General features: G+C 49.5%; 25 protein-coding genes and 1 riboswitch. Of the genes, 8 read left to right on the forward strand and 17 right to left on the reverse strand.

The features are described 5' to 3' along the window. On the forward strand, window positions 1-586 hold a 586-nt coding region (locus tag CO251_RS11035), incomplete at its 5' end, for a RibD family protein (RefSeq protein WP_146039058.1). Window positions 587-677: 91 nt separating this feature from the next. On the opposite strand, the gene CO251_RS11040 is transcribed toward CO251_RS11035, so the two are convergent. Then, a complete protein-coding gene (locus CO251_RS11040) occupies window positions 678-2036 on the reverse strand; it encodes an ISL3 family transposase (protein WP_158246299.1) in 1359 nt (452 codons plus the stop codon). Between the two features lie 176 nt (window positions 2037-2212). Here CO251_RS11040 and CO251_RS11045 point away from each other — a divergent pair, with 176 nt between their 5' ends. Then, entirely contained in the window at window positions 2213-2551 is a 339-nt protein-coding gene (locus tag CO251_RS11045) for a DUF4406 domain-containing protein (protein ID WP_207654677.1), read from the forward strand. A 64-nt stretch (window positions 2552-2615) separates the two neighbouring features. On the opposite strand, the gene CO251_RS17910 is transcribed toward CO251_RS11045, so the two are convergent. Next, window positions 2616-2750, reverse strand: a complete 135-nt coding sequence (locus CO251_RS17910) for a hypothetical protein (protein WP_255398145.1) — start codon at window positions 2748-2750, stop codon at window positions 2616-2618. A gap of 196 nt (window positions 2751-2946) precedes the next feature. Here CO251_RS17910 and CO251_RS11050 point away from each other — a divergent pair, with 196 nt between their 5' ends. Continuing rightward, window positions 2947-3912: a hypothetical protein gene (locus CO251_RS11050; RefSeq protein ID WP_103375880.1), complete on the forward strand. Its 966-nt coding sequence runs from the start codon at window positions 2947-2949 to the stop codon at window positions 3910-3912. Between the two features lie 276 nt (window positions 3913-4188). On the opposite strand, the gene CO251_RS11055 is transcribed toward CO251_RS11050, so the two are convergent. Together CO251_RS11055 and CO251_RS11060 are read right to left on the reverse strand one after the other, a co-directional pair. Further along, a complete protein-coding gene (locus tag CO251_RS11055) occupies window positions 4189-5238 on the reverse strand; it encodes a rhodanese-like domain-containing protein (protein WP_103375881.1) in 1050 nt (349 codons plus the stop codon). 25 nt (window positions 5239-5263) lie between these two features. Next, window positions 5264-5860, reverse strand: coding sequence for a hypothetical protein (locus CO251_RS11060; RefSeq protein ID WP_103375882.1), 597 nt, complete (start codon window positions 5858-5860; stop codon window positions 5264-5266). Window positions 5861-6040: 180 nt separating this feature from the next. Here CO251_RS11060 and CO251_RS11065 point away from each other — a divergent pair, with 180 nt between their 5' ends. After that, complete coding sequence (locus CO251_RS11065) at window positions 6041-7108, forward strand: hypothetical protein (protein ID WP_146039059.1); 1068 nt, start codon at window positions 6041-6043, stop codon at window positions 7106-7108. Window positions 7109-7779: 671 nt separating this feature from the next. Here CO251_RS11065 and CO251_RS11070 read toward each other — a convergent pair. Next, window positions 7780-10854, reverse strand: coding sequence for a Tn3 family transposase (locus CO251_RS11070; RefSeq protein WP_103375884.1), 3075 nt, complete (start codon window positions 10852-10854; stop codon window positions 7780-7782). Window positions 10855-11057: 203 nt separating this feature from the next. Here CO251_RS11070 and CO251_RS11075 point away from each other — a divergent pair, with 203 nt between their 5' ends. Then, window positions 11058-11663: a recombinase family protein gene (locus CO251_RS11075; RefSeq protein ID WP_103375885.1), complete on the forward strand. Its 606-nt coding sequence runs from the start codon at window positions 11058-11060 to the stop codon at window positions 11661-11663. A 96-nt stretch (window positions 11664-11759) separates the two neighbouring features. Here CO251_RS11075 and CO251_RS11080 read toward each other — a convergent pair whose 3' ends face one another. Continuing rightward, entirely contained in the window at window positions 11760-12035 is a 276-nt protein-coding gene (locus tag CO251_RS11080) for a hypothetical protein (RefSeq protein WP_146039060.1), read from the reverse strand. Between the two features lie 154 nt (window positions 12036-12189). On the opposite strand from CO251_RS11080, the gene CO251_RS11090 reads away from it, so the two are divergent. Then, window positions 12190-13134, forward strand: a complete 945-nt coding sequence (locus tag CO251_RS11090) for a hypothetical protein (RefSeq protein WP_146039061.1) — start codon at window positions 12190-12192, stop codon at window positions 13132-13134. A gap of 65 nt (window positions 13135-13199) precedes the next feature. Here the strand turns inward: CO251_RS11090 and CO251_RS11095 are convergent, their stop codons facing one another. From CO251_RS11095 to CO251_RS11105, 3 genes are all read right to left on the reverse strand, one after another. Further along, window positions 13200-13811 carry a hypothetical protein gene (locus tag CO251_RS11095; protein WP_103375889.1) on the reverse strand — a complete coding sequence of 204 codons (612 nt, stop codon included), beginning with the start codon at window positions 13809-13811 and terminating at the stop codon, window positions 13200-13202. Window positions 13812-13834: 23 nt separating this feature from the next. Further along, a complete protein-coding gene (locus CO251_RS11100; RefSeq protein ID WP_103375890.1) occupies window positions 13835-14239 on the reverse strand; it encodes a hypothetical protein in 405 nt (134 codons plus the stop codon). A 192-nt stretch (window positions 14240-14431) separates the two neighbouring features. Beyond that, on the reverse strand, window positions 14432-14788 hold the full coding sequence (locus CO251_RS11105; protein ID WP_103375891.1) for a winged helix-turn-helix domain-containing protein: 357 nt from the start codon (window positions 14786-14788) through the stop codon (window positions 14432-14434). A 55-nt stretch (window positions 14789-14843) separates the two neighbouring features. After that, window positions 14844-14937, reverse strand: a riboswitch (cyclic di-GMP riboswitch). A 540-nt stretch (window positions 14938-15477) separates the two neighbouring features. Here CO251_RS11105 and CO251_RS11110 point away from each other — a divergent pair. Then, window positions 15478-16299, forward strand: coding sequence for a hypothetical protein (locus CO251_RS11110; RefSeq protein ID WP_103375892.1), 822 nt, complete (start codon window positions 15478-15480; stop codon window positions 16297-16299). Window positions 16300-16462: 163 nt separating this feature from the next. Here CO251_RS11110 and CO251_RS11115 read toward each other — a convergent pair whose 3' ends face one another. The 8 genes from CO251_RS11115 to CO251_RS11150 form a co-directional block, all read right to left on the reverse strand. Continuing rightward, window positions 16463-17032 (reverse strand): recombinase family protein, encoded by a 570-nt coding sequence (locus CO251_RS11115; RefSeq protein ID WP_103375893.1) that lies wholly within the window; start codon window positions 17030-17032, stop codon window positions 16463-16465. A gap of 358 nt (window positions 17033-17390) precedes the next feature. Further along, window positions 17391-18440: a tRNA pseudouridine(13) synthase TruD gene (gene truD / locus CO251_RS11120; RefSeq protein WP_103375894.1), complete on the reverse strand. Its 1050-nt coding sequence runs from the start codon at window positions 18438-18440 to the stop codon at window positions 17391-17393. A gap of 39 nt (window positions 18441-18479) precedes the next feature. Continuing rightward, window positions 18480-19442, reverse strand: a complete 963-nt coding sequence (locus tag CO251_RS11125) for an aldo/keto reductase family protein (RefSeq protein ID WP_103375895.1) — start codon at window positions 19440-19442, stop codon at window positions 18480-18482. Window positions 19443-19454: 12 nt separating this feature from the next. Further along, a complete protein-coding gene (locus CO251_RS11130; protein WP_103375896.1) occupies window positions 19455-20537 on the reverse strand; it encodes a hypothetical protein in 1083 nt (360 codons plus the stop codon). Continuing rightward, a complete protein-coding gene (locus tag CO251_RS11135) occupies window positions 20527-21813 on the reverse strand; it encodes a glycosyltransferase family 4 protein (RefSeq protein WP_103375897.1) in 1287 nt (428 codons plus the stop codon). The genes CO251_RS11130 and CO251_RS11135 overlap by 11 nt, the downstream gene beginning before the upstream one ends. Then, window positions 21810-23192 carry a radical SAM protein gene (locus CO251_RS11140; protein WP_103375898.1) on the reverse strand — a complete coding sequence of 461 codons (1383 nt, stop codon included), beginning with the start codon at window positions 23190-23192 and terminating at the stop codon, window positions 21810-21812. The genes CO251_RS11135 and CO251_RS11140 overlap by 4 nt, the downstream gene beginning before the upstream one ends. 26 nt (window positions 23193-23218) lie before the next feature. After that, the gene (locus CO251_RS11145; RefSeq protein ID WP_158246300.1) at window positions 23219-24220 is read right to left on the reverse strand and encodes an ATP-grasp domain-containing protein; all 1002 of its coding nucleotides are present in this window, start codon (window positions 24218-24220) and stop codon (window positions 23219-23221) included. Next, entirely contained in the window at window positions 24183-25373 is a 1191-nt protein-coding gene (locus CO251_RS11150; protein WP_146039062.1) for an MFS transporter, read from the reverse strand. Before CO251_RS11150 ends, CO251_RS11145 begins: the two co-directional genes overlap by 38 nt. A gap of 254 nt (window positions 25374-25627) precedes the next feature. Here CO251_RS11150 and CO251_RS11155 point away from each other — a divergent pair, with 254 nt between their 5' ends. Beyond that, window positions 25628-26560: a hypothetical protein gene (locus tag CO251_RS11155; RefSeq protein ID WP_103375901.1), complete on the forward strand. Its 933-nt coding sequence runs from the start codon at window positions 25628-25630 to the stop codon at window positions 26558-26560. Window positions 26561-26581: the final 21 nt, after the last annotated feature.

The raw sequence follows: 26581 nt of genomic DNA on the forward strand, positions 1-26581 counted from the left end.
GAAGGCCTTGTCTTACGTCCATGATCTCCGCGGCGATTCGGATGCAATCCTTGTCGGTGTAGCAACAATCATCGCAGACAATCCTCAGCTCACGTTCCGAGGGGCGTCTGACCGCCCCGACCCGCTTCGGGTTATCTTGGACACACACGGTCGCACGCCGCCGACAAGCCGCGTGTGCAATCAGTCATCCTCCGACCCTACATGGATTTACACTTCAGATAAGAGCACTGAGGAGTGGCGCGAAGCCATGACTAACCGCGACGTCCGAGTGATCACAGTACCCACTCTGAACAATCGCATTGATCTGCCGGCGGTGATCCGAGACTTGGCGGATCATGGGATTCAGTCGCTCATGGTTGAGGGCGGCCCCACGGTGCACGCAGGCTTTATTACAATCGGTGTCGTTGATGAGTGGCAAACCGTGATAAGTCCAATAGTCTTGGGCGGTAATGGACCGGGGGCCGTCGGAGGGTTAGGGTTTCATCTGTCCCAAGCTCCGCTGTTCCGAATTCACAAAATCACCCCTCTAGATCGTGACATGTTGATCGTGGCGCGGCCTGTTGAGGACCCACGGGCACTCGGTTAATCTGGGAGTACCGTGGTTGCTTATTGGTTTTGTAGCAACCGTTTGAATGGGCCTTATATGGCCGGACCGAGCGTCTTCGTTCTTGGCCCCCTTACAGTTGTCCCATCACCATTCGCCGACACAATGCCACCATATCAACCCCGACATCGACCGGAACCGTCGATTCGTCGGGCCCCATGATGGTGGGCCGTGCGAATTGGGCATTACCGATAGGCGGTAATTGCTCCCGTAACGGACTTTGCCGTGCTAGCGGGCGCCGACGCGTTTTGGTGACCCCTTCGGCCCAGAGCATCTTCGCGCGCAAGGCCGCGAAGCTATAGCCGCGCCCCAGACGATCCGTCGCGCGGATGAGATTATTAAGACTCTCGGTATACGCGTTCGTCACCGGGTGATCAAAGTACGCCACGATATGCGTATCCCAGTGCCGCCAAGCGGTCAGCAACTCCGCAAAGGCGGCGCGTTGGTCGGGCGTGAGTGACTGCTCCCACGTCTGATAATAGGATCGAGCCTCGGCGGCACTGCCGCAATCATAGAGCCCGAAGAATGATTCCTTCAAGCGATGGATCTCGCCCAAAACCGGATAGTTTTTGACCCACGTGGAGAGGCGCAAGGCTTCCCGGTCGGTCAGGTCGGCCTCCCGTTTGAGGAGGACGAATCGATCGTGCATGAGTCCCCGGCGCTGGGCCGGCGTCAGCGCCTCCCGGAGTTGCTTGCGCACCCGCTCCACGGCGGCATTGGCCATCTTGAGCACATGGAACTTGTCAATAACCACGGTGGCCTGCGGGAGGGCCGCCTGGACGGCCTCCTGGTAGGGGCGCCACATGTCCATCGTCACCCGTTGCACGCGCTGTCGATGCGGCAATCGCATGAGGTACGCCGTCACGGTCTCCTTGTTGCGGTTCACCAGCAAATCGACCAGCGTACATTCTTGGACGTTGGTCACCACGCCCCGAGGACGGATGAGATGGATTTCATCGAGACCCAGCCATTGCGGAGTCTCGACCTGACGGTGCGCTTCTAAGGCGGTCACATGATCGTGGAAAATATCGCGGACCGTCCGTTCGGAGACACCCACCTCCTGCGCCACGTGGGCAAAGGGCCGTCGGATGGCCGCCGGTCCGATCCAGGCGACTAACCGTTCCGTCATAAACCGCTGGGTATCCACGCGGGGCAAATCCTCGTAAAAGGTCTTCCCACACGCTTTACAGCGAAAGCGGCGCGTTTGAAAATAGAGACCCACGCGCTTCCCGTGCATTGGCAGATCCCGAATCCATTGCTCACGACGGCCATAACCCACGATGGCCGTGCCGTCACAATGGGAACACATCCTCGGGGCTACCAGAGTCTCGGCGGCAATATGGTAGGCGTCATCGGTTTCATCCACCGCGATGATGCGGTAGTCGGGCAAGTTGAGCAGGTTCGGCACGGGTTCCGCCATACGATCATCCATGAAGCCTCCAGATTCGTCATTGCATCCATCCATCATACAATCCGTTTTTAATTTACCATGACAATCACCAACGATCCATTACAAACCCCGTTTTTAGTACGGCATGTTACTTCGACTCAATTATCCGAAATCCACCACAAACTCCGCATACCCCATTCCCCGAAGGAGGAGACGCCATGAGGTGGTATCTCAGTGGGCCGATGACGGGTTTGCCCGATTTCAACCGGGCCGCTTTTCATGCGGCGGCCGCGCGGATTCGGGCGGCGGGCCATGAGGTCTTGAATCCGGCCGAGCTCTGTCCGCCCGGCATTTCATGGGAGGAGGCCATGGCCATAGACTTAGCGGCTTTAGAGACGGCGGAAGGTGTTATTACGTTGCCAGGCTGGGAGCGATCGCGCGGTGCCCGGATTGAGGTGCAACGGGCCCGCCAACAGGGGCTCCCTGTGCATGCCCTGCGCCATTGGTTGCAAATGCGCCACGATGCCCGTAGCGCACAAGAATTGGAATACGACTGATATCCCTTTGGCAAATTGCATATAAATAGAGCCCGTACTTCGGTGCAAAGACGGGCTCTTTAGATCACGAATGTAATGCCGTTACAATTACGTGGCCGACAATTGTCCCCACGACAGCACCGATGGGACCCCCTATTGCGGTCCCAATCGCCGCACCGAGTGCCGCGCCGACAATGTGTTCAGTTTTTTCTTGCTGCATTGGACACCACTTCTCCTTTCTGTTCAAATGTTTTGCCGAGGAGTCGAAGTGCTCCTCGCCTACTTAGCATAACAACACGGGTATGGGATACAGGGCCTCACCAATGTAAGTTGTAAGTTCGCAGATCCTGGTGCCCATTCCGCGAGACAAGGGTTCGACATGCCTTACAGACCGTGAATATGTTGTAAAATAAGCTATGGTATACGATACCGATACACTCATCACATTAGCTCAGCAACGGGGGATTGTTCTTCATCGGCGCACTCTCACCGATTGGGCGCAACGGGGCCTTATCGCCCAGCCCGTCCGCCGAGGACGGGGACGGGGCCATGGCGTCCGTTTTGAGTGGTCACATGATACGCTAGAACGCATCGAAGCCATTGTACCCGCGATGAAGGGCTTCCATGACGCGCGCTTTCCGATGATATTATTGTGGCTACTGGGGTTTGATGTGCCCGTGGCCCAAGCCAAAAGTGCTATGCTATCGACCCGAGAATTCTTTGATTCCCTGGCCGTGATGCGCAAGGAAATGAACGAACAATTGGGTCCTTCTTCTTCTCGGGATGACCAGGCGGATTGGCTCAGTCGCTACGCCGTAAGAATGGCGGGCACCAACACTATCTTGGCGGATGATATGGAGGCGCTGTTTCATTTATTTCTCGCCGACCATCCTGACCTTGGGGTGATCGACAGTATGATTGATCGGGCTGTAGCTGATCAGCCCATGCAGCGTCTCCCCCGTAACCTAATAAAAAAGGCAATGCACTTTCTTCGCTACGACTTTCCGCTGAATACCATGATGGAGCAAGCCTATGCCACATCTGACAGTGATTGGCTAAGAGCGCGCAGAGAATGGCTTCAGCTCTTACGCGCCGCGCGCAGACTGTCGCAATCCTTAACGCTAAACCAAACTACCTTTCGTCTGGTCGGCTATCAACTGGTTATTATGGTGGGCCCTCTGGTTTTTTTCACGCTTTTGCTATTAAAACATCCGAACAAGCGGCATTGGCTGGCAACAATTGATAAGATAACACGAGACGTTCAAGAGATTAGTCGCGAAAGCCCTGAGCTTTGGGTTCCAATACGCGCTTTCATATTGAAACGCGTTCGCTACGCGGCCTCTAAGACAACGAAATTGAGGCCATTTAAACTTAACCCGTAATTTTAATACTTGTGGTCGGATCGGCACAGTAAGTTTCCTGCCGCCTGATTAACACGGTGCCAGATCTCGGCAGACACATGTCACGCCATCTGCGTCATAAATCAAAAAATCGTTGCGTAAACCCGATCACGCTATCTCAAGAAACTCCTCGATATGCGGGATCGTCAGCGTCATATTAACCACATAAAGGGGGTTCTCTCTGGGTAAATCCACGGGTTTATTGGCGGGCCCCTAATCGAATGAACACGGCTCGCCGCATGCTTTTGTCGTCGCGCTCTATTTTACAATAGGATATTCCACGTTACCCAAATGCGGCACAAATTGTGGGGCCCAGTCAGCGAGCCCCTGCTTCAGGACAAAGGCGTTATATCCCAAGATCCGCAAAATGGCGGTGGCTTGGGCGGCTTTTTGCAAGGTCCCTGAGACCAAGACAACCTCCTTGCGATAAGGAATCTTGGTGAGATTGGCTCCGAGTAAGCGAAAGGGAATATTCACGCTGCCCGGAATGTGCCCACGGTTAAACGCCTGCGGACTCCTCAGATCGACTATCATTGGAGCATGGCTGGTGGATAATAAATTGAGCAGTGTATTCGGCCCAATGGTCCAAGGGCGTCCATAACCTTCGGGGTATTTCTGATTTAACCGGGTCCAAAAGGTGGCGAAGGGGCGCGCGAGCCTGAACGGCACGCGATCATTACCAGACGGCGGCGCCACATTTCGTGGGGGCGCTATCGATGATGTGACGAGAGGCAATGGTGACACCTCTGAGGCGGTGGGCCACGTATCGAGTAGGCGGTTCCATGCCGACGTGCCCCACCGGAGACTGTACGCGTTGTACCCTAATAACCGTAAGAGGGCGGGCGTCATTTCGCCGCCATCGCCATCATAACAAAACACCACAACGGGTCGGTGTTTAGGCAAGGGAAACAGATGAATGTGCGCGATTCCCAACGCACTCATCATCGTGATAGTCCGAGGTTTTTGGGTAAGCAATTCTTGCCCCATATCTTGCAATGGAATATTATGGCTTCCTGCAATGTGCCCACGGGAATATCCATCGGGGCCAAAAGGTTGGCGCACATCAATTAAAACCGGGCGGTTGTATGGCCTGTTGATCCAAGTGGCCAGTTGCGCCGCCGTCACTTCATAATCGTGATGGGCGGCAGCAACGGCAAAGTACCGGGCTATCGTCCTTTTTTCGGCGATAGACAACCCGTAGGGATTGGGGGGGAATCTCAAGGACGCGCTGAGTCGTATGACCCCTCCAATGCCGACCACCGCGGCAATGAGGCTCGACACCATCCACCATTTCTTCCATTTCTTCATTCGGCATCCTCCAGACTCTCGCCATTTACGGGAGCGAGGTTTTGAACACGAGAATGCGGGTATGGACAGGGCCGACCGACCAGAGCCGCGTCGGCGGAAATGCCGCGAAGCCGCGCCACCTCATGTCAAATGTCGCCGTATCAAATGCGGTGTGGAGTTGGGCTAGAGAGATGCGCATATCGGGATCATTTGTTAGGTAGTTCGCATACACAAACGTCCCAAGGTGAAGGCGCATAGGCGAGATGAGGCCGCCTTGACCCCCGCCCCCGATCCCTTTGGGCCACGACATCCGGTCCGGCCACTGAAGCAACACGGGAGGAAACAGCCCGTGATACTGCAGCTGTTCGGCCCAGACGACATCAAAGTGCGGGAACGACGACGTATGGTGGCCGTGGGATGGAACCGGCTTATACCGCATTTGAAGCATCCCCCGCCATGGCCCCGCGGTCGCCGTTTCCTCCTCAACCGTCCACGGTGAGGGTTTTTGCGCGAGCGCCACGGCATTACCAATCGTCAGTAGCGGCGTCCCCGCGGAGGGCAGAAACAGGCCGATGCCCTCCAATCCCAGCCATCCGGCCACCATTGCCCCGATCGCAAGGCTCCCGATCACGCTTTTTCTCATGGATCCCATCCTCTGTGTCGCCATATCGCGTAGACACCATGATCATATCTCTCCGGGCCTGCAAACGGAACGGGACCGGCCCTGAAACTGATGTTACCCTGTGTCACATCGGTTTTGCTCGTCAGCCCCCGTATTATTTGCCACCATTACGCTGACTCGCCAAACGAATAAGGAGGCAGGATGATGAAAACCACCATGGTATTAGGCGCCGCGATCTCTCTCGGCCTCGGAATGGTGCCCTCGTCCGCCATGGCTGCAAGCCTCGGCCAAGTGGCGGCCATTCCGCAGGCTGGCGGGAATACAACCATTCAAGAGAGCAATAGTCCAACCGCTACCCGTACCTTTTTTTCAGAGACCAACCCCGCAGGCATTGAAATGACCCCCGCAATGACCGCATTACTGGGACCGAAAGTCCGACATATTGTCGCCCACGGCGGTGTCGTGACCTCCATGAGAATCACGCACGCCTTCTTTCAAGGCAATGGCGCCACCGGAGAACTACGCCCCATCAGCCAACAACAGTATGACGCGTTGTCCCCATCCAACGCGTCGAATATGTTTTCCCGCAATATGCAAATTCCTGCGGTCGGATCACACGTTCAGCTAAAAGCCACGCCATTCGCACATTTCCGGGCGTTATATGCAGCGCCGCTGATTATTCACCCCGACGCCAGCGTATCCAACCACCATTACATCAATGGCGACGAATTGACTGAAGTGGTTACGACGGTGAGTGACGCCAGTAGCCATGTGGAGTATTATCTGAGTGGCGGGTTTTCGTGGTCTCAGGGGAACCCCTATATTGATGATGATACCGATTATATGGGGATCGGGTGGTGGCCCCAGAAAGGGCAACTCCCAGGTAATCAGGGGGCTTATGCGTGTGCTTACTGTTCATATAATGATGCGTGGTATAACGAATCCGTCTCGAATCCCGACTATGGGTTGGGGCATGGCGCCTCGATGAGCTTCCCTCAAGAATGGAATACCGGGATAAAATACGATCCTAACTCGCGCACTGGTTATGAATTGTGGGCGCCTAACTACAGCGGGTGCATCTACACCGTGATCGAATCATCCCAAGTGCCCAATGATGAAAACATTGGCAACCTTCAGGAGACCTATTTTCACACGACAAGTGGCGTATCATACAGCTTAGGCGTCACCTATGGGTCCCCGAGCCTTACAATCAGTCCCACAACTTGTGAAAGTCCTTACTATTCAGATCTTGCTAGTTGGGATTATTAAAAAAACCGTTGGCATCCAGCAAGCGACTCAACCGGGATCCAAGCGTCTTTTCTTGGCTCCCGGATTTTTTTCGAACGCTTTGACACTAATCCCTCGTATGTTTGGTCCCGAGGACATATTGTGGTGTCCGAAAACTAGACACATGTGGAGCGCCACACGTGTTATACATCTCTATTAGGCCATATGCATCCCCGACGGTGCGGCGGATGCTATAGTCAACGGACGCGACGGGACAGACGCTCTTCAGTTTTCCCCCTGCAGTAAATCTTGCCTAACGCAGGCCGTTTGCCGGTCTTCAAACATAGCGAGCCGTGACACCATGCTCGCTATGTTTGACCACTTCTCCACCGCACGTGTCGCGGTTGGAATAAGACAGGAAACCGCTACCGCACTTTACCACCCAAGAATAAAAGCCCAAACCCCCGCCATCCAGAATGATAGGTTGTGATGTCCGTAAGTCACCATGCGTCCAAACATACTTTGTGATAGACTCCAGTTGCATTATCGGGATCCCCGACAGGACCTTTGGGATTGCATTTGTATATCGCATTATTTTTATGCAATAGCGGCGTTGATAATCCGGTAAGTGTTTTCTGAGGCCCGTTGCGTATTACAGCATCTGCTGTAATAGGGTGTTTTTGCCCATCCCCTCGAAAAGGGGGAATAAGAGATTAGACGTGGGTAACTTGTTCCGGTATAACTTCTAATTGAACCAGTTCGTGAATGATAGCCTCCATGTCAACGGGCTCTGGATCGTGATTAAATTCGTATCGACCGTAGAGATTAATATGCTGCCACGCAACAGGAGAAATTCGCTTCAACGCATCGGAATCTTGACTGTGCTTTTGCCTGTAATCCAACATGTTTGATAAAATACTGGCATTGTAATAAATGATGCAATTGGCGATGAGACGACTGCACTCGCCCCATATTTGTTGGTGTTGTTCGGTTTTAAAACGAAGTTTCCCAAAGTTGGCATAGGACACCGCTCGGCATAGTTTATGATAACTCTCGCCCCGATTCAGGGCTCGCTGCACATTGCGACGTAGCGGTTGAGAATCAATGTAATCCAGAAAATACAAACTTTTGATGATGTTATCATACTCCCACAACGCGCGCTTGGTTTTGTTTTTACGGGCGTAAGCACTGAGTTTCCCGGTGATAATGCTCTGCGTTGTAGTTTTCAGGGCCAGGGACAAAATGATTCGCTGGATATTTTCCCATTCTTCCATAATCAGGGAGGTATTGATTTTTCGAACGGGCTTAATCAAGACATCGCCGTATTGGCTGGGGTGTTTGAACCCATATAACGACTTACTGACCGTACCATAGATATCCCGGTAACGGGGCGCAAACTGATAACCGAAAAAGTAAAGAATGGCGAAATTTACTTCATTGGTTCCGTGTGTATCGGTGGAATGTACATCAGGCTGAATTTCGGTTGTATTATTGTATAAGATATCAAACACGTAATGGCTTTCATGCTCGTTTGCACCAATGATTCGGGCATTCACCGGAATGTGATTGGCGACCATAGTGTAGGAGACAATCCCCTTTTTAAGGCCGAAATATTTCGGGGAATGACGAGAACGAATCGTATGAATTCCCGTCTCGAATTTCTGCCCATCACTGCTGGAATGAATGACTTCGTGGATATCAAAATGGTGAAAGATCGACAGTTGGCTGGTCGCGTTACTGACGCGATCGTTGGCCTCTTTTAACGTCTCTAAGCGAATAAAATTATCGGATGTGGCCACAAGCAAGGGATAACCAATATCCGAGATTTCGCCCATTCTCCCCAGCCCCATATTGGTTCCCCAAGCAATCAGGCCAGCGATCAGAACCTGTTCTTCCTTGGTCTGTTTCGCATACCGCCCTAAGATATGGTCGAACGATTCAATAAATTGACAGCGTTGATTCACGTAATGCAACACACTCCCCACATCAACGGATTTTAATGTATCGAAAAAGGAGTGGTTGATGGAATCAGTGTCTCGAGTATACGGAAGCGTCCAACGGTTATGTACGCCGCGATTTTTAATTTGTACCTGTTCATTGTCGCCGGATGCAATACGGTGGTTCACTTCGGTAATTCGGGCTTCCAGTCTCTGTTCCAGTTCCGCTAAATGATCGCGGATGGGTTGGCTGACGGTCGTCAGACCGACATCGGCCATCAATTTTTCTTTTTGTTGCCACTGTTCGTCCTCGATCAGGTCATCCTCAAAACTACGAAATCGGATACTGTCACGGCAAAAAACATCTCCCGCTTCCAAACGATTACGTAAAAGGCGGTAAATGAAGAATTCATAACGATCCACCGATAAGGTTTTTTGTCCATCGGAATCTTGTTGATAGATGTAACGCTTTACGTTATTTGGTAGAAACTGATGGGGTAAATCGGAGGCATACGGCCCCAATGATTTATTTTGACGAAAAGACCGTGTTATAAAATAAATGGCCTCCATCAGCGAATCATGCCCCGAAGGGGCTGTGAGATCAATCATGCGAATTAAAGGGCGTAAATGTCGTTTGAACTGACGAGCTAATTGATCAATGTGCTCCCATTGAAAAGCCGATTCATCCCATTTTGCATTGATGACAATTTGGTCCGCCACAGTGGCCAGCTTCGGACGTTCCAAAATGGAAAAGGCCTTCTCCTGAATATCACGAAAAGGGGTGTTCGAGGCAATGCTGTCGTCAATAAATAGTTTAAGTACCTCGCCCACCCTTTTCATGTCTTGGTGATTTTCTGCGTAACGTTCATATACTTGGTCCTTGGCTGCGGATTTGGCTTCTTCTATGTACCGCCTGACGTTGTAAATGAAGGTACTAATCAGATTGTCATTCATTCGCTGATAGCGATAATAAACAAAGCATAATAAATAAACGTAAACCATCCATTCATCAAGCCTCTTGAGTTTATAGACAGAGTAATAATCGACCAAGGAGGCAAAGTATTTAATGCTTTCATTCGAAATTCCCAACGTGGACAATAATTCCTGGGCCAGTTGGTATAAAGGCTGGATTTGCTGACCTCGGTCCATCTCACGCTGGATTTCCTTCAGACTAAAATCCTTAGGTTCACGCTTAAGTTGCGTCACTTCATACAGTCCTTGGGAATCCTTTAGCAGTGCCTTCAAGGCATCGATATGAGACTGTTTTAGGTGGTCCTGCATCATGGCGATTAAGCGGTTCTGTTCAAAGGTGATTGCCTGGCCAACCGTCTCTTGCATAAAACTGTATCCCGGGACGACGATGCATTGTTCGGACAAAAAATCCATGATTTCACGAAAGATAAAAATCGGCTTGACGGAAACGGTTACCGCTTGACGAGCCTTTTTTCTCATCTGTTCCCTTTCTTCTGTACCACAACTGCGGTAACTAAATAATTCAAGAATCATCTGCTGTTGTCTCAATCGGGTAAACTTATCAATTGGACGAAAGTCAGTGAGTTCACTATTGTTGAAGTGTTCCTTTAAAACGTACTGAAAATCCTCCGCAACATCCTGAAGGTCCAATACGAAAAATTGATGTTTGGCTTTAAAATAGCCTAGCTGCAAGACAAAATAAGCCTGGGAATGGACAGAGCGCAACCTTTGTAGCAATTCCTTTTCGGGTTGGGAGAGTAAAAAATAATGACAACGGTCTTCATAGGTAAAGTGTGGTCTACCAAAAATCGCTGTGAATTCATCGTCTCCCAGAATGTTTAACCGTTTTTGTTGGGTCCCGGTTTTTTCAACCGCCATAGTTTTCCCTTTCCTCATCATAAACTCTTTCAAAAAGTATACTTTTCGAAAGAGCCTATTTGTCGTGGTTTTTCCATGTCATAAATATAACATAATTGACTTTGAAACATGTCAGAGATATTGTATATGTTTTGAAATACAAATATAATAGCAATGTTTATTTTTAGATTCTCCATTTATTGCCGAAAGGTGGAGGATATTCCATGAGAACCTTTTTTTATGCCAGAGTCAGTAGTCAGGACCAGTCTTTAGAAAGACAACTTTCTGCCGCCAGAGAGATGCGCATTGAGGACGAGTACATATTCGTAGACAAGGCCAGCGGTAAGGATTTTCAAAGACCGGAGTACCAATTGATGAAACGGATGCTGCGGAGTGGAGATGTTTTATATATTAAGTCCCTCGATCGATTGGGACGTAATAAACAAATGATTTTGGACGAGTGGCAGGAACTGATCACAGTCAAAAAAATTGACATTACCGTTTTAGATATGCCTCTTCTTGATACCATGAAATATAAAAATCTGAACGGTATTGAAACCTTGATCTCGGATCTAATTCTGCAATTATTAAGCTATATGGCCGAAGATGAGCGCAAGAGGATACGGGAAAGGCAAGAAGAAGGGATTCGAGTAGCCGTTCAGAATGGGGTCAAATTTGGGAGGAAGAAGTTCGAGATTGACGAGACCTTTAAATCCGTCTATCCCGAGTGGAAACAAAATAAAATTACGGCGGTAGAAGCCATGAAAAGAGTGGGGATGAAAAGCAATACCTTTTACAGAAGGGTCAAAGAATACGAAGCGAACCTTTGATGGCTGTTTTCGAGGGGATGGGCACCTACTATGAGGATGTGCCATTACCACCGTCAATATGGGACCTTGCGGTTCCAATGATACTGGGGATTTAGTTCAATGTAAAATGCCACGAGACACCACCGATTGGATGGCGGTTAACCTCCCCAGAGTGATCGCCGTCACAATAAGACCGTTACTCGTCCACAACAGCATGCTCGTTAGCGACCACCCTGAAGTCAAACCCCCGTATCCCCAGACGATGACTTCGGCGGTAACCAGCGCGATCATGGTTGTCGGTGCATGGGGGAACAGGCGGCGTGTCAAAAAGAGGCCCACATGGACGAACAGAACAGCCCCCGTGGTGGTACCGAGCATGGACCAGGTCAGCAATCAGCATCGTGTCCTCTCCTCTCTATTCTGATCCTCGGTGACCTGTCGATGGACCGCCAGTTCCTTCTTAGAACGTAACCGGTCGACTCGCTCCATCGTTATTCAATAGGACCGATCATCATCGCATTCAACATTCTAGCCGGGAGGCATCCGCATGAGACAATACCTTTTCCCCATGATAGGGGTAGCACTGGGAACGCTCGCGTTGGCGGGGTGTGGGATCAGCAATCACCTCGCGGGAACGCCGACAAGCGCTGACCATAGTCCCAGTTCCGCTACAGTGCAACCGAATGGCAGGACCACGACGCCTTCTGCGTCACCGAGTGCTTCCCCTACGATAACACCGTCTGCATCGATATCAACGACATCACCGATTGCATCGAAATCCCCTATCACCGATACTTCTTCATTAGATACATCCATTGCTGTTGTGATCCATAGGCAGTTTCCCATGCCGGTGGAATTACCCACCTATATTCCATCAATCGATTCGCATCCCTCGTGGCCTGTTACCGCTACGACACAAGAATCTTCTCATTCGTATCAGGTGACATTTTGGAGGAGTGCCACCGCATTGCCGATGAATAGCGCACAGATCCCCCATTCCTCCCATATATGGATTGCGACCATCCAAGGGTCCCATTATGGTTCGGCGACGCAAGCCTATAGCGCTCTTCAAACGCAGGCGGCTCCGACTTGGATCCCATTGACACGACTCGGAACGCACTCCACATCCGTTTTTTTGAATTCTAGCATTACCGCAAGGCTCTATCCGTCAGGTGTTCTCCAATGGACAGTCGGCAACTGGACGATTCAAGTGAGTAACGGAAGCCGCGCAGCGGATATGACGGTTGCAAAATCCTTGCTGGCAACCATTAATCCGGCATCTCTCCCGGCTCCTCATGGATTATTAGCGGCTACTGCCACGGCCTCCGGGGAACAATTTCAGGCGGCATGGGCTAACGGTTCTAATGTTTATGATTTCACCCCGTTTGCACAGCAAATTCGGGGCAATGGTGCCATCTACGACCGTATGCTCTCGGCAAAGTCGGGCACCTCTCTTTTTATTCACGTATTAACTTCAATAAAGACGAGATAGCCATAAACAGTGGGACAACGAACCCCTCGCAATGCGACGAGTTCGTCGTCCGCTATTTCCCATGACTAGCTTAAACCTGCTCCAGCGTAACCCACAAAACCGAGAGGTAAATCATCATCAGTCGTGGAACAGATGTCAGCGTAATAGGCTACACTGGCCCCATAATTGGTGACTTGTCCATTAACCATTCCGCAGACCGCACCATTGTAAGCGCTAATGGCACTGAGAATATTCGTGTAATCTTCTGCTGTAGTGGAATACTTATCGGAAAATAGAAAGTCGATCCCGTGGTCAATGGCCATCAGCGGGTTATCTTGGTAATGTGCATTCATGGCGGACTGACACTCGGAACAATTATCGTCACAATTGCAGTCGCAATCGTCTTGCCATGTCGCTAAATACGGTGCACTAATCACGTTCACTCCTTGACAGGTATCGGCCGCACTCGATTCCATCGTGATCATGGCCAAAATCAGTCGCGGATTCAAATTGTACTTGATTCCGATGAAGTTCGCATAAATCGTCAAGCGCGGGAACGCGTCGTTCATCGTACTACTGTCAATACAAGGGCGATTTGTTGATAAACTCGCGGGTGAGCATGCATTGTCGATCTGATCTTGTCCAATCCCGATATATCCGTTTCCCGACCACCCGTATTGACTCGATGCAAAGGCCATGTTAATCTCCTCCTTTCCTGGTCTTAATTGGTGCACGACACACCATTGTATGAGCATGGTGTAATCGACGTCGACGGTGTCGTGCCCGCTAGGGCTGCCTGAATTTGAGCTAACGACAATTCCAATGAATCTAAGGCGGTTGTTCCACACCCGTCGATGGGTCCTAAAGCGGCATTGTTATACCACGCTTGGACGTTACAGAAGTTCAAATAACTAGAATCTGCACCCATCATATTATCCAAAGCCGGTGCGCCCACGGCGATTACGGGCTTGCTGCTGTTGGTCCAGGCTGTCGCAACATTTAAATCACCGGTCACGTTTCCCGCTGGGATACCTTCAAGCATGGCAATCCAAAACGCTGCGGAAAGATCTGTTGCGTCAGCTCCATAGAGATACAGTTCAGACGGGGTTGCAGTTAATGTAGCCATCGAAATCATCCTTTCTGAAATTGAACGTGTTTCGGTTGCTTCTGGCGAAATACAGATCGTATGATCCGGTTTCAAAAAACTGAAATCATCCTCTGAGAGGATGATTTGAGCATACGCGCTGAATCTGATTCTTGGCCGATAATAACCTGAAACGTATCAGGAATTAACCTGATACGAATCTGATACGAACCTTCATGAAGACCATGCGGAAGGCGGGAGGGGATCGAATTCCACCACGACTGGCGTGACTTGTAATAGGTAGCCCGCTTCCCGCCGCGTCACGAGGAGCCGAGGGTGACGGGGATCGGACTCAATGGCCTGACGAATGCGGTGAATCTGGGGAAATAAATCGGCGGGCGTACGAATATCTTCAGGCCATCCGACACGCAGGAGCAGAGAATCGGGAAGAATTTGATGTGGATGGTCCAAACAGCACGCCAAAATCCGATAGGTCCGTATCGGCAATGGCACAAAGTGATGCGCACGCCATATCCCTTGTTGTTGAGGGTCGACGATAATCCGCTCACGCAATTGCAGGCCCCTGATCATCCTCGCATCTCCTTCGGGAGGGCACTCCACCGACGATCCGAGAGCGATGATCGTGAGGGGCGGTCAGGCTATCTGGTCCCGACGGTTCAGGACGGAAGACCCTATGACTTTGCGACGCCGGCTTCCGCACGGGTGTGCCCTGTTAAATGTTGGTAATGATATAACGCTGATGGGGACGGACAAGTTACGCCAGCACGGTGAGAGTGACCAAAGCCGAAAAGCACGAACTGCGACCATGAAAACACACCCCGTTTGCTGAGTGATCAACACGGTCGGGTGCTTCAACACACCGTCGATGATATCGCCATTTCAACAGAACCTCGATGGACGAACAACTGGCAAGGGAAACCTATTTCAATCACGGAATACGGATACCCCGCAACAAGACATAAGTTCCGGCCGATTGGCAGGGACTGCTATTTGGTGAAGAACCGATCATCGGGAATTATTTCCGGTGATCGCATTCTTGATTTATGAAACGGCACGTCTTGTCCTAAAGTTACGCATCGCGGCAACATGTGGAAATTTTTCGTGGTGTGACAACGGCTCGTTCGTAGTGGAGTTCTTTACGAAGTAACATAGGGTTCCCTCCGGTGCAAGGGGGCGTATGATCCAATCTGAGCCTCATTCTAGTACACAGCCCCCTTAATAGCCATTATTACCCAATTATAGCGTGGGGAATCCGCATTTTGTTGGCGGCACCCCATGCAGTACAATTTGGCCTGCTGTGGCTCGCTCATCCAGAGTGGACTTTACCGTCAGACCAATATTATTGGCTCCTCGCTATCTTGGGCGCTGCCTACCAAAAGCTTGGACAATTACGTACGGCAGAACTCTTTTATCGACTCGCTCAGGATCATACGGGAAGTTACACGGAATCGGGACTGCGCATGGCCCTCAATCGCGGCACATGCGCCTGGTTATTAGGCGAGGTGGACGAAGCGCAACGCTTATTTGAGTTTACGCGCGTGGAAAGTCAACAACGGGGCTTTGCCTTGGTGGAGGCGTGGGCTACCATTGGTTGGACAACTATCCAGTTTTATAACCAGAAGCTCGACGGCACTCTTGCCGCGCTCAATCGGGTCGAGCAAATTGCGATGATGCTCGAAGAGTCTTCTCTCATCCACGCGGTGTGGCACAATCAGGTGGTGTGGGCACGCCTCACCAACCAATGGGATCAACAACGAGACTTTTTACAGCGGTTGGAAGACGCCTACGCTACATCCGACCTCCCTATTACCCTGCTCACGGAATACCTCTATCGATGGACGCACCTCCATGCGTATGATCGCGCCCAAGACTGTCTTATGCGTGCTCGTACTCGATCAGCCATCGGCATCGAAAGCACAGAGTTTTGGCAGGCGGCCGCAACCTACTTTGCGGCGTGTCATAATCATGTAGCATGGAACGTGGCGCAAAGGTTCAGTCAACGTCCCACCATCTCATGGGAGGATTCGTGGCACCTATTTGACGCGATGACCATAAATCAGGGAGGACCATACAGTGAATAAAAAATGGTTCGTAATATCTCTCGTGGTGATGGCATTGATCATCATCCTACCGATGACCGGAGCGACACCGATTACTTTAATCTAGAGAATATAGCAGGACGCAGGCTTTTCAACGATAAGGAAACACTCGTGGGGATATGTGGTGGAGATGGGGAGGATGGCTTCACCATCCTCCCCGTTCCGCCCTTTTCAACGCTCGGTAGAGTGTCGTCCGCGACACATGAAAGGCCTGGGCCACCTCCGCCATCGTCAGGTCGGGATCCTGCAATTGTCGCTGCGCCATCCGAATCTGATCGGCGGACAAGCGCGGAGGCCGACCCCCTATCCGTCCCCGGGCCCGTGCGGCCGCTAACCCCGCTTGCGTGCGCTCCCGAATCAGCGCACGCTCAAACTCAGCTAGGGCCCCGAAAATGTGAAAAATGAGCTGGCCGCCGGACGTCGTGGTGTCCATGTTTTCTTGGAGACTCCGGAACCCGATATCCGCTGTGTGCAGTTGCTGGACCACTTGGATCAGATGCGCCAAGGACCGCCCCAATCGATCGAGTTTCCAGACAACCAGAACATCCCCCGATCGGGCATAGGCCAGGGCCTCGGAGAGACCGGGGCGCTCGGTAGTGCTGCCGGACATCACATCCCGAAAGATTTTTTCACACCCCACCTGTTGCAGCGCATCTTCTTGCAAGGCCAGCGGTTGCTCGGCCGTCGACACGCGGGCGTATCCGATGAACATCAAATCCCTCCCCCTCTAGTGTTGCAGAACTCAGGTCTCCTGTCTATTCTGAAACACACTATTTTGGAACAGAGTTTTGCAACACCATCTATGCGGTTTTCGAGGTTTGGCGATCCCGGAGACGAGGCGGTGCAAAAACGGTCGTTTGTGATACAAAGTTTTTCAACCTGCTTAGATGGACGCGGAAGACGAACTCGAAAGTGCGCGATCTCCACGGGCACCGGAGCTTCGCCGTATGCCGATCAATTAGACCGAAGATGGCTGTCCGTATGTAATTGATAACGGCAAATCGCTGATAGCAAACAACGGTGACCCCGAGAATGCTAAAAGAACTACAATTGGGGTCTTTCTTTTTCGGGAATTACAGCCCACTATTCCCAACGAAATTAATCAACAGTTGTTTGACGAGCATTGTTGCATAGCAACCGGAAGGGAGAAAGAAATTCAATGAACACCGCCATTTGCCATTGTTAAGCTCATCGCGGGCTACATCGTTCACTTCGACTATGGTTTGTATAACAGTTGGTCGAGACGATTCTACTACGGCAATGCTATGCGCTCCAGAGATAGCATACCGATGGTATTTAAGCTTTGGAGTGCCATTCAATAGGTCCGTTAAGACGCTCCTATCATCGCAGAATACATACGTTATTGACTCCTGATCGAAGCGCCGCACGCTGGTGTTACCGGTCTTCATTACAATATTTTGAAGGTCATTATTCCATCGAAAAGATGAGAATGAATTTCGATAGAATGTCTGCTTACGCCCATCAAGACTATCGAAAAAGTCTTTTGCGGGTCCCGCATAATCTATCGCCATATTGCCCTCGTACGTCCCTGATTCCTTCAGAAGTTGAAAAGCACTGTCATAATTGTTGTCAACCAGATGCTTCCCAATTTTATGAGTGAGTTTTGGGAAATTCGGAATGCCAAATCTCTGCGTATCATAGTAGTTTAGAAACAAAGCACTTTTCTTGCGCTCGTTCCCTAACGCATAAGCAACGTCCTTTGTAAGGTTCCGCACAACTATGCGAAAACAGTTTCCATACAGCTCACCTATCCCTATTGGCTTCGTTCCATAACCTCGGAAAACAACGTGGATATACTCCGCAGGTGTAACATGAAACCTGGCGCTCAACTGGTTGGCGATGTCCCAGTTAATAATCCCCCGTACGGAAATCGTCTGTTCTGTCAGGGCATCTTCGTCTTTGAGGCCTGCATATCCTATATCGTTCACGCATATTTGGAGTTCCTCCGCCAATATTTCAATAGCGTCGAATGTCGTGTAGCCAGCCTTGCTTAATGTTAGGTATGTATAGCTTGAAACATTACCAACTGTTGACTGAGGTATCGCAAGAGATTCGAATACAACGAAGTCACTATTTATGGATTTCAACATGCCGTTTAGCATTAACGAACACTCCTTCCTAAAATGTTGTAATTTATTACTTTACGTACGGTAAACCTCGTCAATGCGGTCAAGGATTGCTCGCGAAAGTTTCATGTTAACGGCGCCTATATTTTGTTTAACTTGCAGTGGATGGGTGGCTCCAATCAATGCACTTGTAACGGCTGGGTTCGCAAGTATCCACGCGAGGGATAGTTGAGCCACGCTAATTCCCAAGTCCCGGGCAATGCCCCCTAACAGTTCCACCTTGGCAAGGTTGTTATCGGTAACTAGGCGACCAATACTCCAATACGGTCCTGGGTGCTGAGCCCTGGACATCGAAGGAAATGGCTTTCCACGGATATACTTTCCCGTAAGCAACCCTTCGGCTAATGAGGAATAGGTCACTATTCCGACGCGCGATTCTGCGGCCCAAGACATAATTCCATCCCGATCCGCGTCTTGATTTAAGACATTGTATTGATATTGAATAACCTCGACACCATGAACCCCTATATTTTTCTGGATTGAGACCATGTCGGCCAGTTGGGGTAAACTCCAATCGCTTACGCCGACACAACGGACCTTACCCTGATTAATGAGTTCGCTCATTGCCTGTATCGTCTCTTCAATTTCGGTATCAGGGTCGAAACGATGGCAGTAAAAGATGTCTACGTAATCCGTATCGAGAGCCCGAAGACTTGCTTCAATTCCCTCTCTAATGTGGTTCCTCGAAAGACCTCGTTCGTTAGGGTTTTTCCCTGTGGGCCAATATACCTTGGTGGTCAGAATGTATTCGGTTCGGTTGTACGGCCTAAGTATACGCGCTAATAATTGCTCCGCATCATGGGGCTTGGCGCCATATGTATCAGCACAATCAAAATGGTTTATCCCGGCTTCATAGGCCGTACGTACGCACTGCTGTGCATCCACAATAGACATCGCACCAGAAAATACCCAGTTGGCTGTTCCCAGCCCTATGGCAGACAAACGCACTTCGGAAGCCCCCAAACGTCGGTACTCCATCCATTTTCCTCCTCACAATCGACGTTCTAAATCTTCCAACATTGCAATGAGTTTCTGACTACTTTGGAATCGACCGGCCTTAAAAAAAGGAGCCTTGGCAAGCAATTTAGGGATAACTGTATCTCCAACACCGTCAAATTCATCGACCGTCCCTGAAACCCAATCGGTAAATTCATATGTTCGCACGTTATCCCGAAACCAAGCTATCCCAGCGTCTGCCTCAATACGAAGTACCTCCTCCTTCCGATATGTGGGATCGATATAAATAATTGCAGCTAACGGTGCCTTGCTAGTAATGTCTTTCCCTAAAACTCGCCTTAGCTCAATTGGGGTGAAGGTTCGTTTGCCGCGTTTATATGAATCCCACTCGTAGTGCTGGTAATGGTCCATGTGATTAAAGAGGGGCTGTATCTGAGGGAGCAAGGCCGTCGTACCTAAATCTATGTTGATTGAATAGGGCCATCCATAAGCCACTATTCCTTTAGAGTTCCCGGCGGGAAACAAAAACGTTTTGTCGTTGCTTATAAAGCCAGCGCCGCCGAGAACAGCTGTTAACATCATCGTCGTCTTACCAGCTCCACCGGCTCCTACCAGCAGAATGGCCTTCCCATTGATAGCCACCGAAGCTGCGTGGGCTTGCACGAATCCCATAGTCTCGATATCCTTTTGTGCAGTTGCTCGCAGTACGCGCATGAACACGTATTTAGCATCATTGGCTAGAGGGTTAGGAAATACATAGGTAGTGTTCCGTGTATCGATCAATATATGATTACCGTTTTCTAGCAATAAGATTCTTGTAGGATAGCCATCATAGAATTCTTTCGCAACGTTATCGTAGTGAACTCGAACATTCCGATAGCTTCCTTGACACATGCGAGTGCGAAACTGCGAATGCTCATCAGATCCTAAACTAATCAACACGAACGACTTTCGAGGAAGAACGTCAGACTCGAGCTTAAAGTAAGGCGTCAGATAATCAAGCGTGAAATGCATGTCATCAGGCTTTGCCGACTTCACCTTGTACGTCAACAAGTCCCCGAACGAAACGTTGTTTTCGAAATAATTTGAAGTTAAGTTCTCGATGTTAGCTAACATCTCCGGCATTGCTCCTTTTGGTGCCGAGCACCACTAATTGACCTTGGCCGTATTGTAAAAAGTCTAATCGAAAGTCAAGGGGTTCCAAGCTCGCAAATCTCCCTTGTTCTATATTGTCAACAAGCCAATAGGGTTCAGCCAAGGGCAAGTGGGGTTGGAACGCCTCAGCGGTCAGCGGCTCCAGAGTCAGAACATGTTCGTAAACCCTTTTCGCCTGTTGGGCAATATTGCGCCATGCCATCTGCTCCGCTCGAGCACGCGCACGTCTCGTCATGGTGAGGTATCTCTCAGGATACGCAACCACATTTAGGATGTGTTCCCCGAACCGTAGCACGTCGTTCTCAAATATGACGCAACCGTCCAGTTCCAACTCAGAAACACCTTGAGTGGTCGTTACGGTCGGAACTCCGCTAGAAATATAATCCAGAACCTTAGTTCGGAGGCCGGTTCCGGTGGTTACGGGATTGATAGCAACAGCTGCTGTTTCGAACGCGCTATTAAGATCCGGTACTCGCCCTTTGAAGGTAACATTGTTTACCCGACTTGCCATTACTTGTAAGCTCTTAGGCGCGTCGCCAACAATTACGAATTGTATATTGGGATTTCGCTCCACAACATAGGGAGCAATACGTTCTATGATATCTAAAGTAGCTTTTTGGTTAGGTTTGTGAAAATGATTGCCTACAAATACCACCTCTAGTCGGGGTTTATTAAGTGTTCTCGGCCGAATTTTTTGAGGATCAGTGCCACACGGGACAACAGCAACTCGGTCGGCCGACGCACCGTAGTAAATTAACCGCTCTCGGTCGCTTTTCGTAAAGCATATCAAGTAGTCGGATACTCGAACGGCTTCGCTAAAAATCTTCTCGGCCTCTCGAATTTGTGAGAGATCGGCCCCGAGTAACCGCAATAGATCTGGCGTTACATCGTGAACCTCAAAACATATCCTAGTCCCACCTAAGGAGTTACGAACAATCGGAGCCACGGAGATAACTCGTTCCGGATCGTTTAGCTGAAAAATGCTTATACGTTCGCGCTGCAGCACGTCCAAAATCATGGCGAATGCTTCACGGAAGACATTCGGGGTTACAACGTAAGTTTTATAGGGCTGATTTTGGATTTCGCTAAGGTCAGACCACCCTCGGTAGACATGGATGATAACCGGTTCCATTCCTAAGGATTCTAACCAATACGCCATATTTGTGAACCGTTGGGTGGCACCTTCAAATGAAGGTAACATTGGTCCGTCAACTAGCAACCCCAATTTCGGTTTCATTCCCGCACCTCCGTCAGAGATTCCGAAATTAATGTCCTTAGTTCTGCGATCGTAGATCGATTCCCCCAATTATTCGGACCAAACTTTGCTACAAATCTCCTCTGGGAGTCCTCATTACGCCACCGCAACGACGTTCCAATCTTTCCGGACACATTGTACAGCATGTCCCCAGTATCTCCAGGGGATATGAGACCCTGTTGCACCCCCAACTCGTAATACCTTGTGCGAGGATACGGAGTTGGTATGCCAATGGAAAACCGGAATCCCTCCGGAAGCGACTCTAGAAAATCTACTGTCGCCAACGTTGTATCCAACGTCTCGCCTGGTAGCCCAATAAGCATAAACAACAATGGTGATATCCCAACCTTGATTGCACTGCTAAAGAGCTCGTGAGCCCTATTTAAGTCATTGCTCTTGTGCGCGTACCTAAGGGCGGTTGGGTTAAAGGTTTCAAATCCGAACTCCATGCTTAAGCAACCTGCATCGGCCATTTGACGTAGCTTGCTTTCATTTGTAAATTTCATATTTCCCTGACAACCCCAGTTCAACGAATGTTTTTTCACAACTGGCATAACTTCCTGGAACCATGCGTCGTCATATCCAAAGGATTCGTCAATAAAATACACGTATTTCGCTTGAAACTCCCTGGTCATAATCGCTAAGTCACGGTCAATGGTCTGTGGCGACTTGACTCGGAAGTTCCTTCGGAAATCAATGGTATTGCAGTAAATGCACTGAAACGGACAACCCCGAGATAGCTCGTAGAGAAACCCATTTTCGAAGGACGCAGGCGCATTGTGCGCATCAAACTTTTTGCCTGTGCAAAACTCCCATCTTGGAGTCGGTAGTGTGTTTAGATTTGCAACCGCTATCGGACGCGGCTGATCATTTATAGTGAGCGGGGTGATGACGTTGTCGAACCCGTGCAGGGACTCTCCACGAAGGAGAGCCTCGACTACGGGTGCGACCGTGACGTCTGGTTCGCCAACGATCACGGCATCTGCTCCTTTGTTTACTATAAGAAGATAATGTGATAGTGAATGTGGGCCGACAACAACTAGATAAAAATCCTTATGTTTTCGCAGTCTTTCAAACCTTTCCAACAGAGTCAAGACCCCGTCAAGAGACAAATTGTGATTGTTCCACTGCAAATAGCTGTTCGTGGTGGACATAACAACAACGCTAAACTGCAATGTCTTAAGCAAGCCGAAATTTTCTAGGGCGTCGTGCACGTATACAGTTTCATACCGTTGTTGGTCGAAAGTATTTGCTGCATACATCAAGTCTAGCGGTTGGAGAGGTTCCCGAGTACCCTGAAAGAGGTTGTCAATGTTTCGCAAATCAACATTCACAAAAACTACCTTTTCTCTTGTTTGCATTGTTTCGTGAGCCTCCAAGTTAAATTTTAGTTATGCTGATCGTAAGCGCGCTTCTGTGAACTCGGAGAATATGAATTTAGTAGTGAGGTGTCGGCGTATCTATCCCCATGCAAAAAACACTCTGTCACGAGCCACCGTGAACCGATTAAATCCCATTGAATTCTTGAATCATCAAACTGAGGAACTGTGCCTATTAGGAAGTAATCCAATAAGGCGGCTGGAATATCGACTCCCGCTTTGATCGTTATAGGTAGTCCACCGCTAATACGAGGATTAATATCTATGCAAAATAGGTTACCTTTATGATCCTCAAGGAATTGGATGTTAACACACCCTTCGAAATGAAACCATTCACAAATCGTGCGACAAAGTTCCACAATACGCGGGTGTCGTGTGACTTGCGCAATGACAACTTCCCCGCGAACTTTTAGTCGTTTTCGCGGAACAGCAACCATGATCTCTCCACTACAGCAAAAAGCGTCGACGGTGTATTCCGTTCCCTCAATCCATTCCTGAATCATAGGTTCCTCCGTGCATTTCACTGCCGCTAGTACCTCCGCGTCGTTGGTAACCTTACGTACCCCCACAGCTCCTGAACCACGATCAGGTTTAACGACAGCTGGAAACTTTATGCTTTCCGGCCGAAATTGGTCGGGAGAAGGGATTCCTATTTCCCGCAACGCTTTATCTGTCGCAATTTTAGACAGACTTACTATGGTATTAGGATGGGATCCCATTGCTACTCTTGTCCCACTAGATTCAAGATCAGCCGTTAATGGAAATAACCTACCGACGTCCACGTCAAGGTAAGGGATGATGAGATCAATGTGCCAATCACGGCAGATATGTTTCAGGGTATCAGCATCCCATTCGAGTTTAACGACGACGGAGTTTTCAGCCATGATCATAGTTGGGTCGAAAGGCTCATAACAGGCTACGTTCACTTTTGAACCATACCTTTGTAGGCTTGGTTCGAAGAGCGAAATAACCTCAACGCGTCGGGTTGGATTCAGAAATAAAATTTCCACGGGACCTCTCCTTTTCATTAAATGTTAATGTGAAAATCGTAGCCAATCCCAAAAGGGCAGCCAACGCAAAGTACAATGCACGCGTTCCAAATGCGCCTCCGATCACGGTTCCGCCCATTAGGCCTAGAGGAACTGTTAACTGTCCAATGGCAATAGCATTTCCAAATGCGCGAGCATGGGCATCTTCGGACACCAAAGCCCCGCGAATAACTGCGCTCGCAGCGTTATAGAAACCTGTGCCAGCGCCTAGTAAAAAGGCGCCCGTAAGGTATGACCAGAGTGACCAGATTTCGCCAATCAAAACCATTCCGCAAACTAAGATAATCACCGAAAAAGCGATTGTTTTTTGGTTTAAGGGTGTTCTGCGAGTTAGCTGAATGCCAGCCAAGATACCGCAGCCGGAGCACACTCCGTAGGCACCAGCACTGCTGGAAGAAAGATGAAGGTCTTTTATGGCATGAATCACGTAATAAACGGAATTTACTCCCATGGCTAAATTGATAAGCAACGCAACGACGGTAAAAGAAATCAGTAGTCGATGAGAGAAAATTATTCGCAAGCCCGCCCAAAGGTCTCTAAAATAAGGTTCTCTCGCGATTAGCCGACCACCAACGTCCCCATCTAACTGGGCATAAGCCCGTGAAAGAAAGAAGTACCCGACCACAATTAGCACACTCACCACCGAAGCTTCCATCCAATCGCCATGCCCCAGTAGCAGCAACAGACCGCCGGCTGAACTTCCAAATAACCGTCCGATCCAAATTCTTTGTTGAAATGCGAAATTGGCTTTGCGCCATGCCACTCCCGAAAAGCCGCGAGCCAAGAAAACTCTCTCCGATAGATAGACCATAGTTCCAGCACCTGCGAATAAGGCAACAGCAACGACCACCCAAGGAACCGGTAAAATCATAAGCATAATGACAGCAATAATCATCATGCCCATAGCGATTCTCCAAATGCGTTTCGAGTTTCCCCGGTCCGCCACCGGTCCACCAGCGATCCCTACGATGGTTCTGATTGCAAAATCCACCGCCATTGTGGCACCGGTTAGTTCAGTCGAGTGGGTGATGGAAAAAACCACCCACGGCACGACAAAGTAAAAAAGCTGAGTCGCAATGGTTAAGAATGCGCCACCAAAAAATAAATTTATCATTGAATGCTTACCCCACATACTTGCCATTTTATTTAATTTATACCACAATTTAGGCGCAGGGGTGGCAAGAAATGGGATAATTGTCATTTTATAGAGAGGAGGTGAGACCATGTCAGACATTATCGCGGCAATTAAGTGGCCAAAGAGTGAGCCAAAGTCAAAAAAGACAAAGACTATTACCAAGAAGAATAACAAGTAGAGGACATGTTTCTTGCCCTCCTGCTACTAGATATCTCCCGAAAAAGGTGAATTCTATGCTCGACTTAGTACTGTATTTATTAAAGCAGACCAAGACTCATCCGAGACCTCTTCGCTGTTCGGACATGCCTTTTTTGCTAAATACGAGGCTTGCGGGGATTGTTAAGGTGTACATCGACTCTGGAAGATTATCCGCATCCAATGATTTGAGCCGGCAGCTGTCGAATCTCGCTGACTTGGCTCTTATTCACAACCAAACACTCTTTTCCGAAGCGCTTCTAATTAACTCGTGGTTGCAGCATCGGTATTTAGACTATTGCTGGATTAAAGGGGTACGCGATATCTACTTAGATCCAGACGAACTTCGCTGGCGCAAAATGGCGGACTGCGACGTGTTAACGAAATCTCCAGAAGATGTACGTTCTGCTTTGATTGAGCGCGGCTTCCAACATGGAACCTTCTCTCGGAGCGGAGCATGGATGAAAGCCTCGGACGAAGTTGTACGGGAACACGAGGTCGGCCATTATGAGTTGTTTCCGCTAACGAAGCAAATTGTAGTTCCTTATCGAAAAGTTCCCGGCGACCCCATCCTGCAACAGCGCTATAGACTCTTCAGGACTCGCGGAGGTTTTTTTACCGACTTGACCGTCGACATTCACCATACCTTATACCCCGACCTGAAGTGGAATTGGATGACGTACGACGGAGATTTTTTTCCACATATGAGACCCATAGATGATGTCTGGTACTCCATGTTTAAATCGTATTACGAGGTAATTCGAGGGCCTTCAATAAATATTCAAGGGCTTATTTTAACAGTCAACAAAATGCGACACCTATCTGACAAACGCCGACGAATTGCAAAACGAATGGCAATGACAGGATTCTTCAATGAGGAACTATGGAAAGAAATGTGGGACATATGCAACGGTAAAATGTCTGTCATGGTAAAGGAACGGATTTCGCAAAAACTAGTGACGGCCGAGTGACGAAGCCGACGGAAGGGCTGA

The sequence above is a fragment of the Sulfobacillus sp. hq2 genome, from assembly GCF_002903155.1.
GTDB classification, from domain to species: domain Bacteria; phylum Bacillota; class Sulfobacillia; order Sulfobacillales; family Sulfobacillaceae; genus Sulfobacillus; species Sulfobacillus thermotolerans.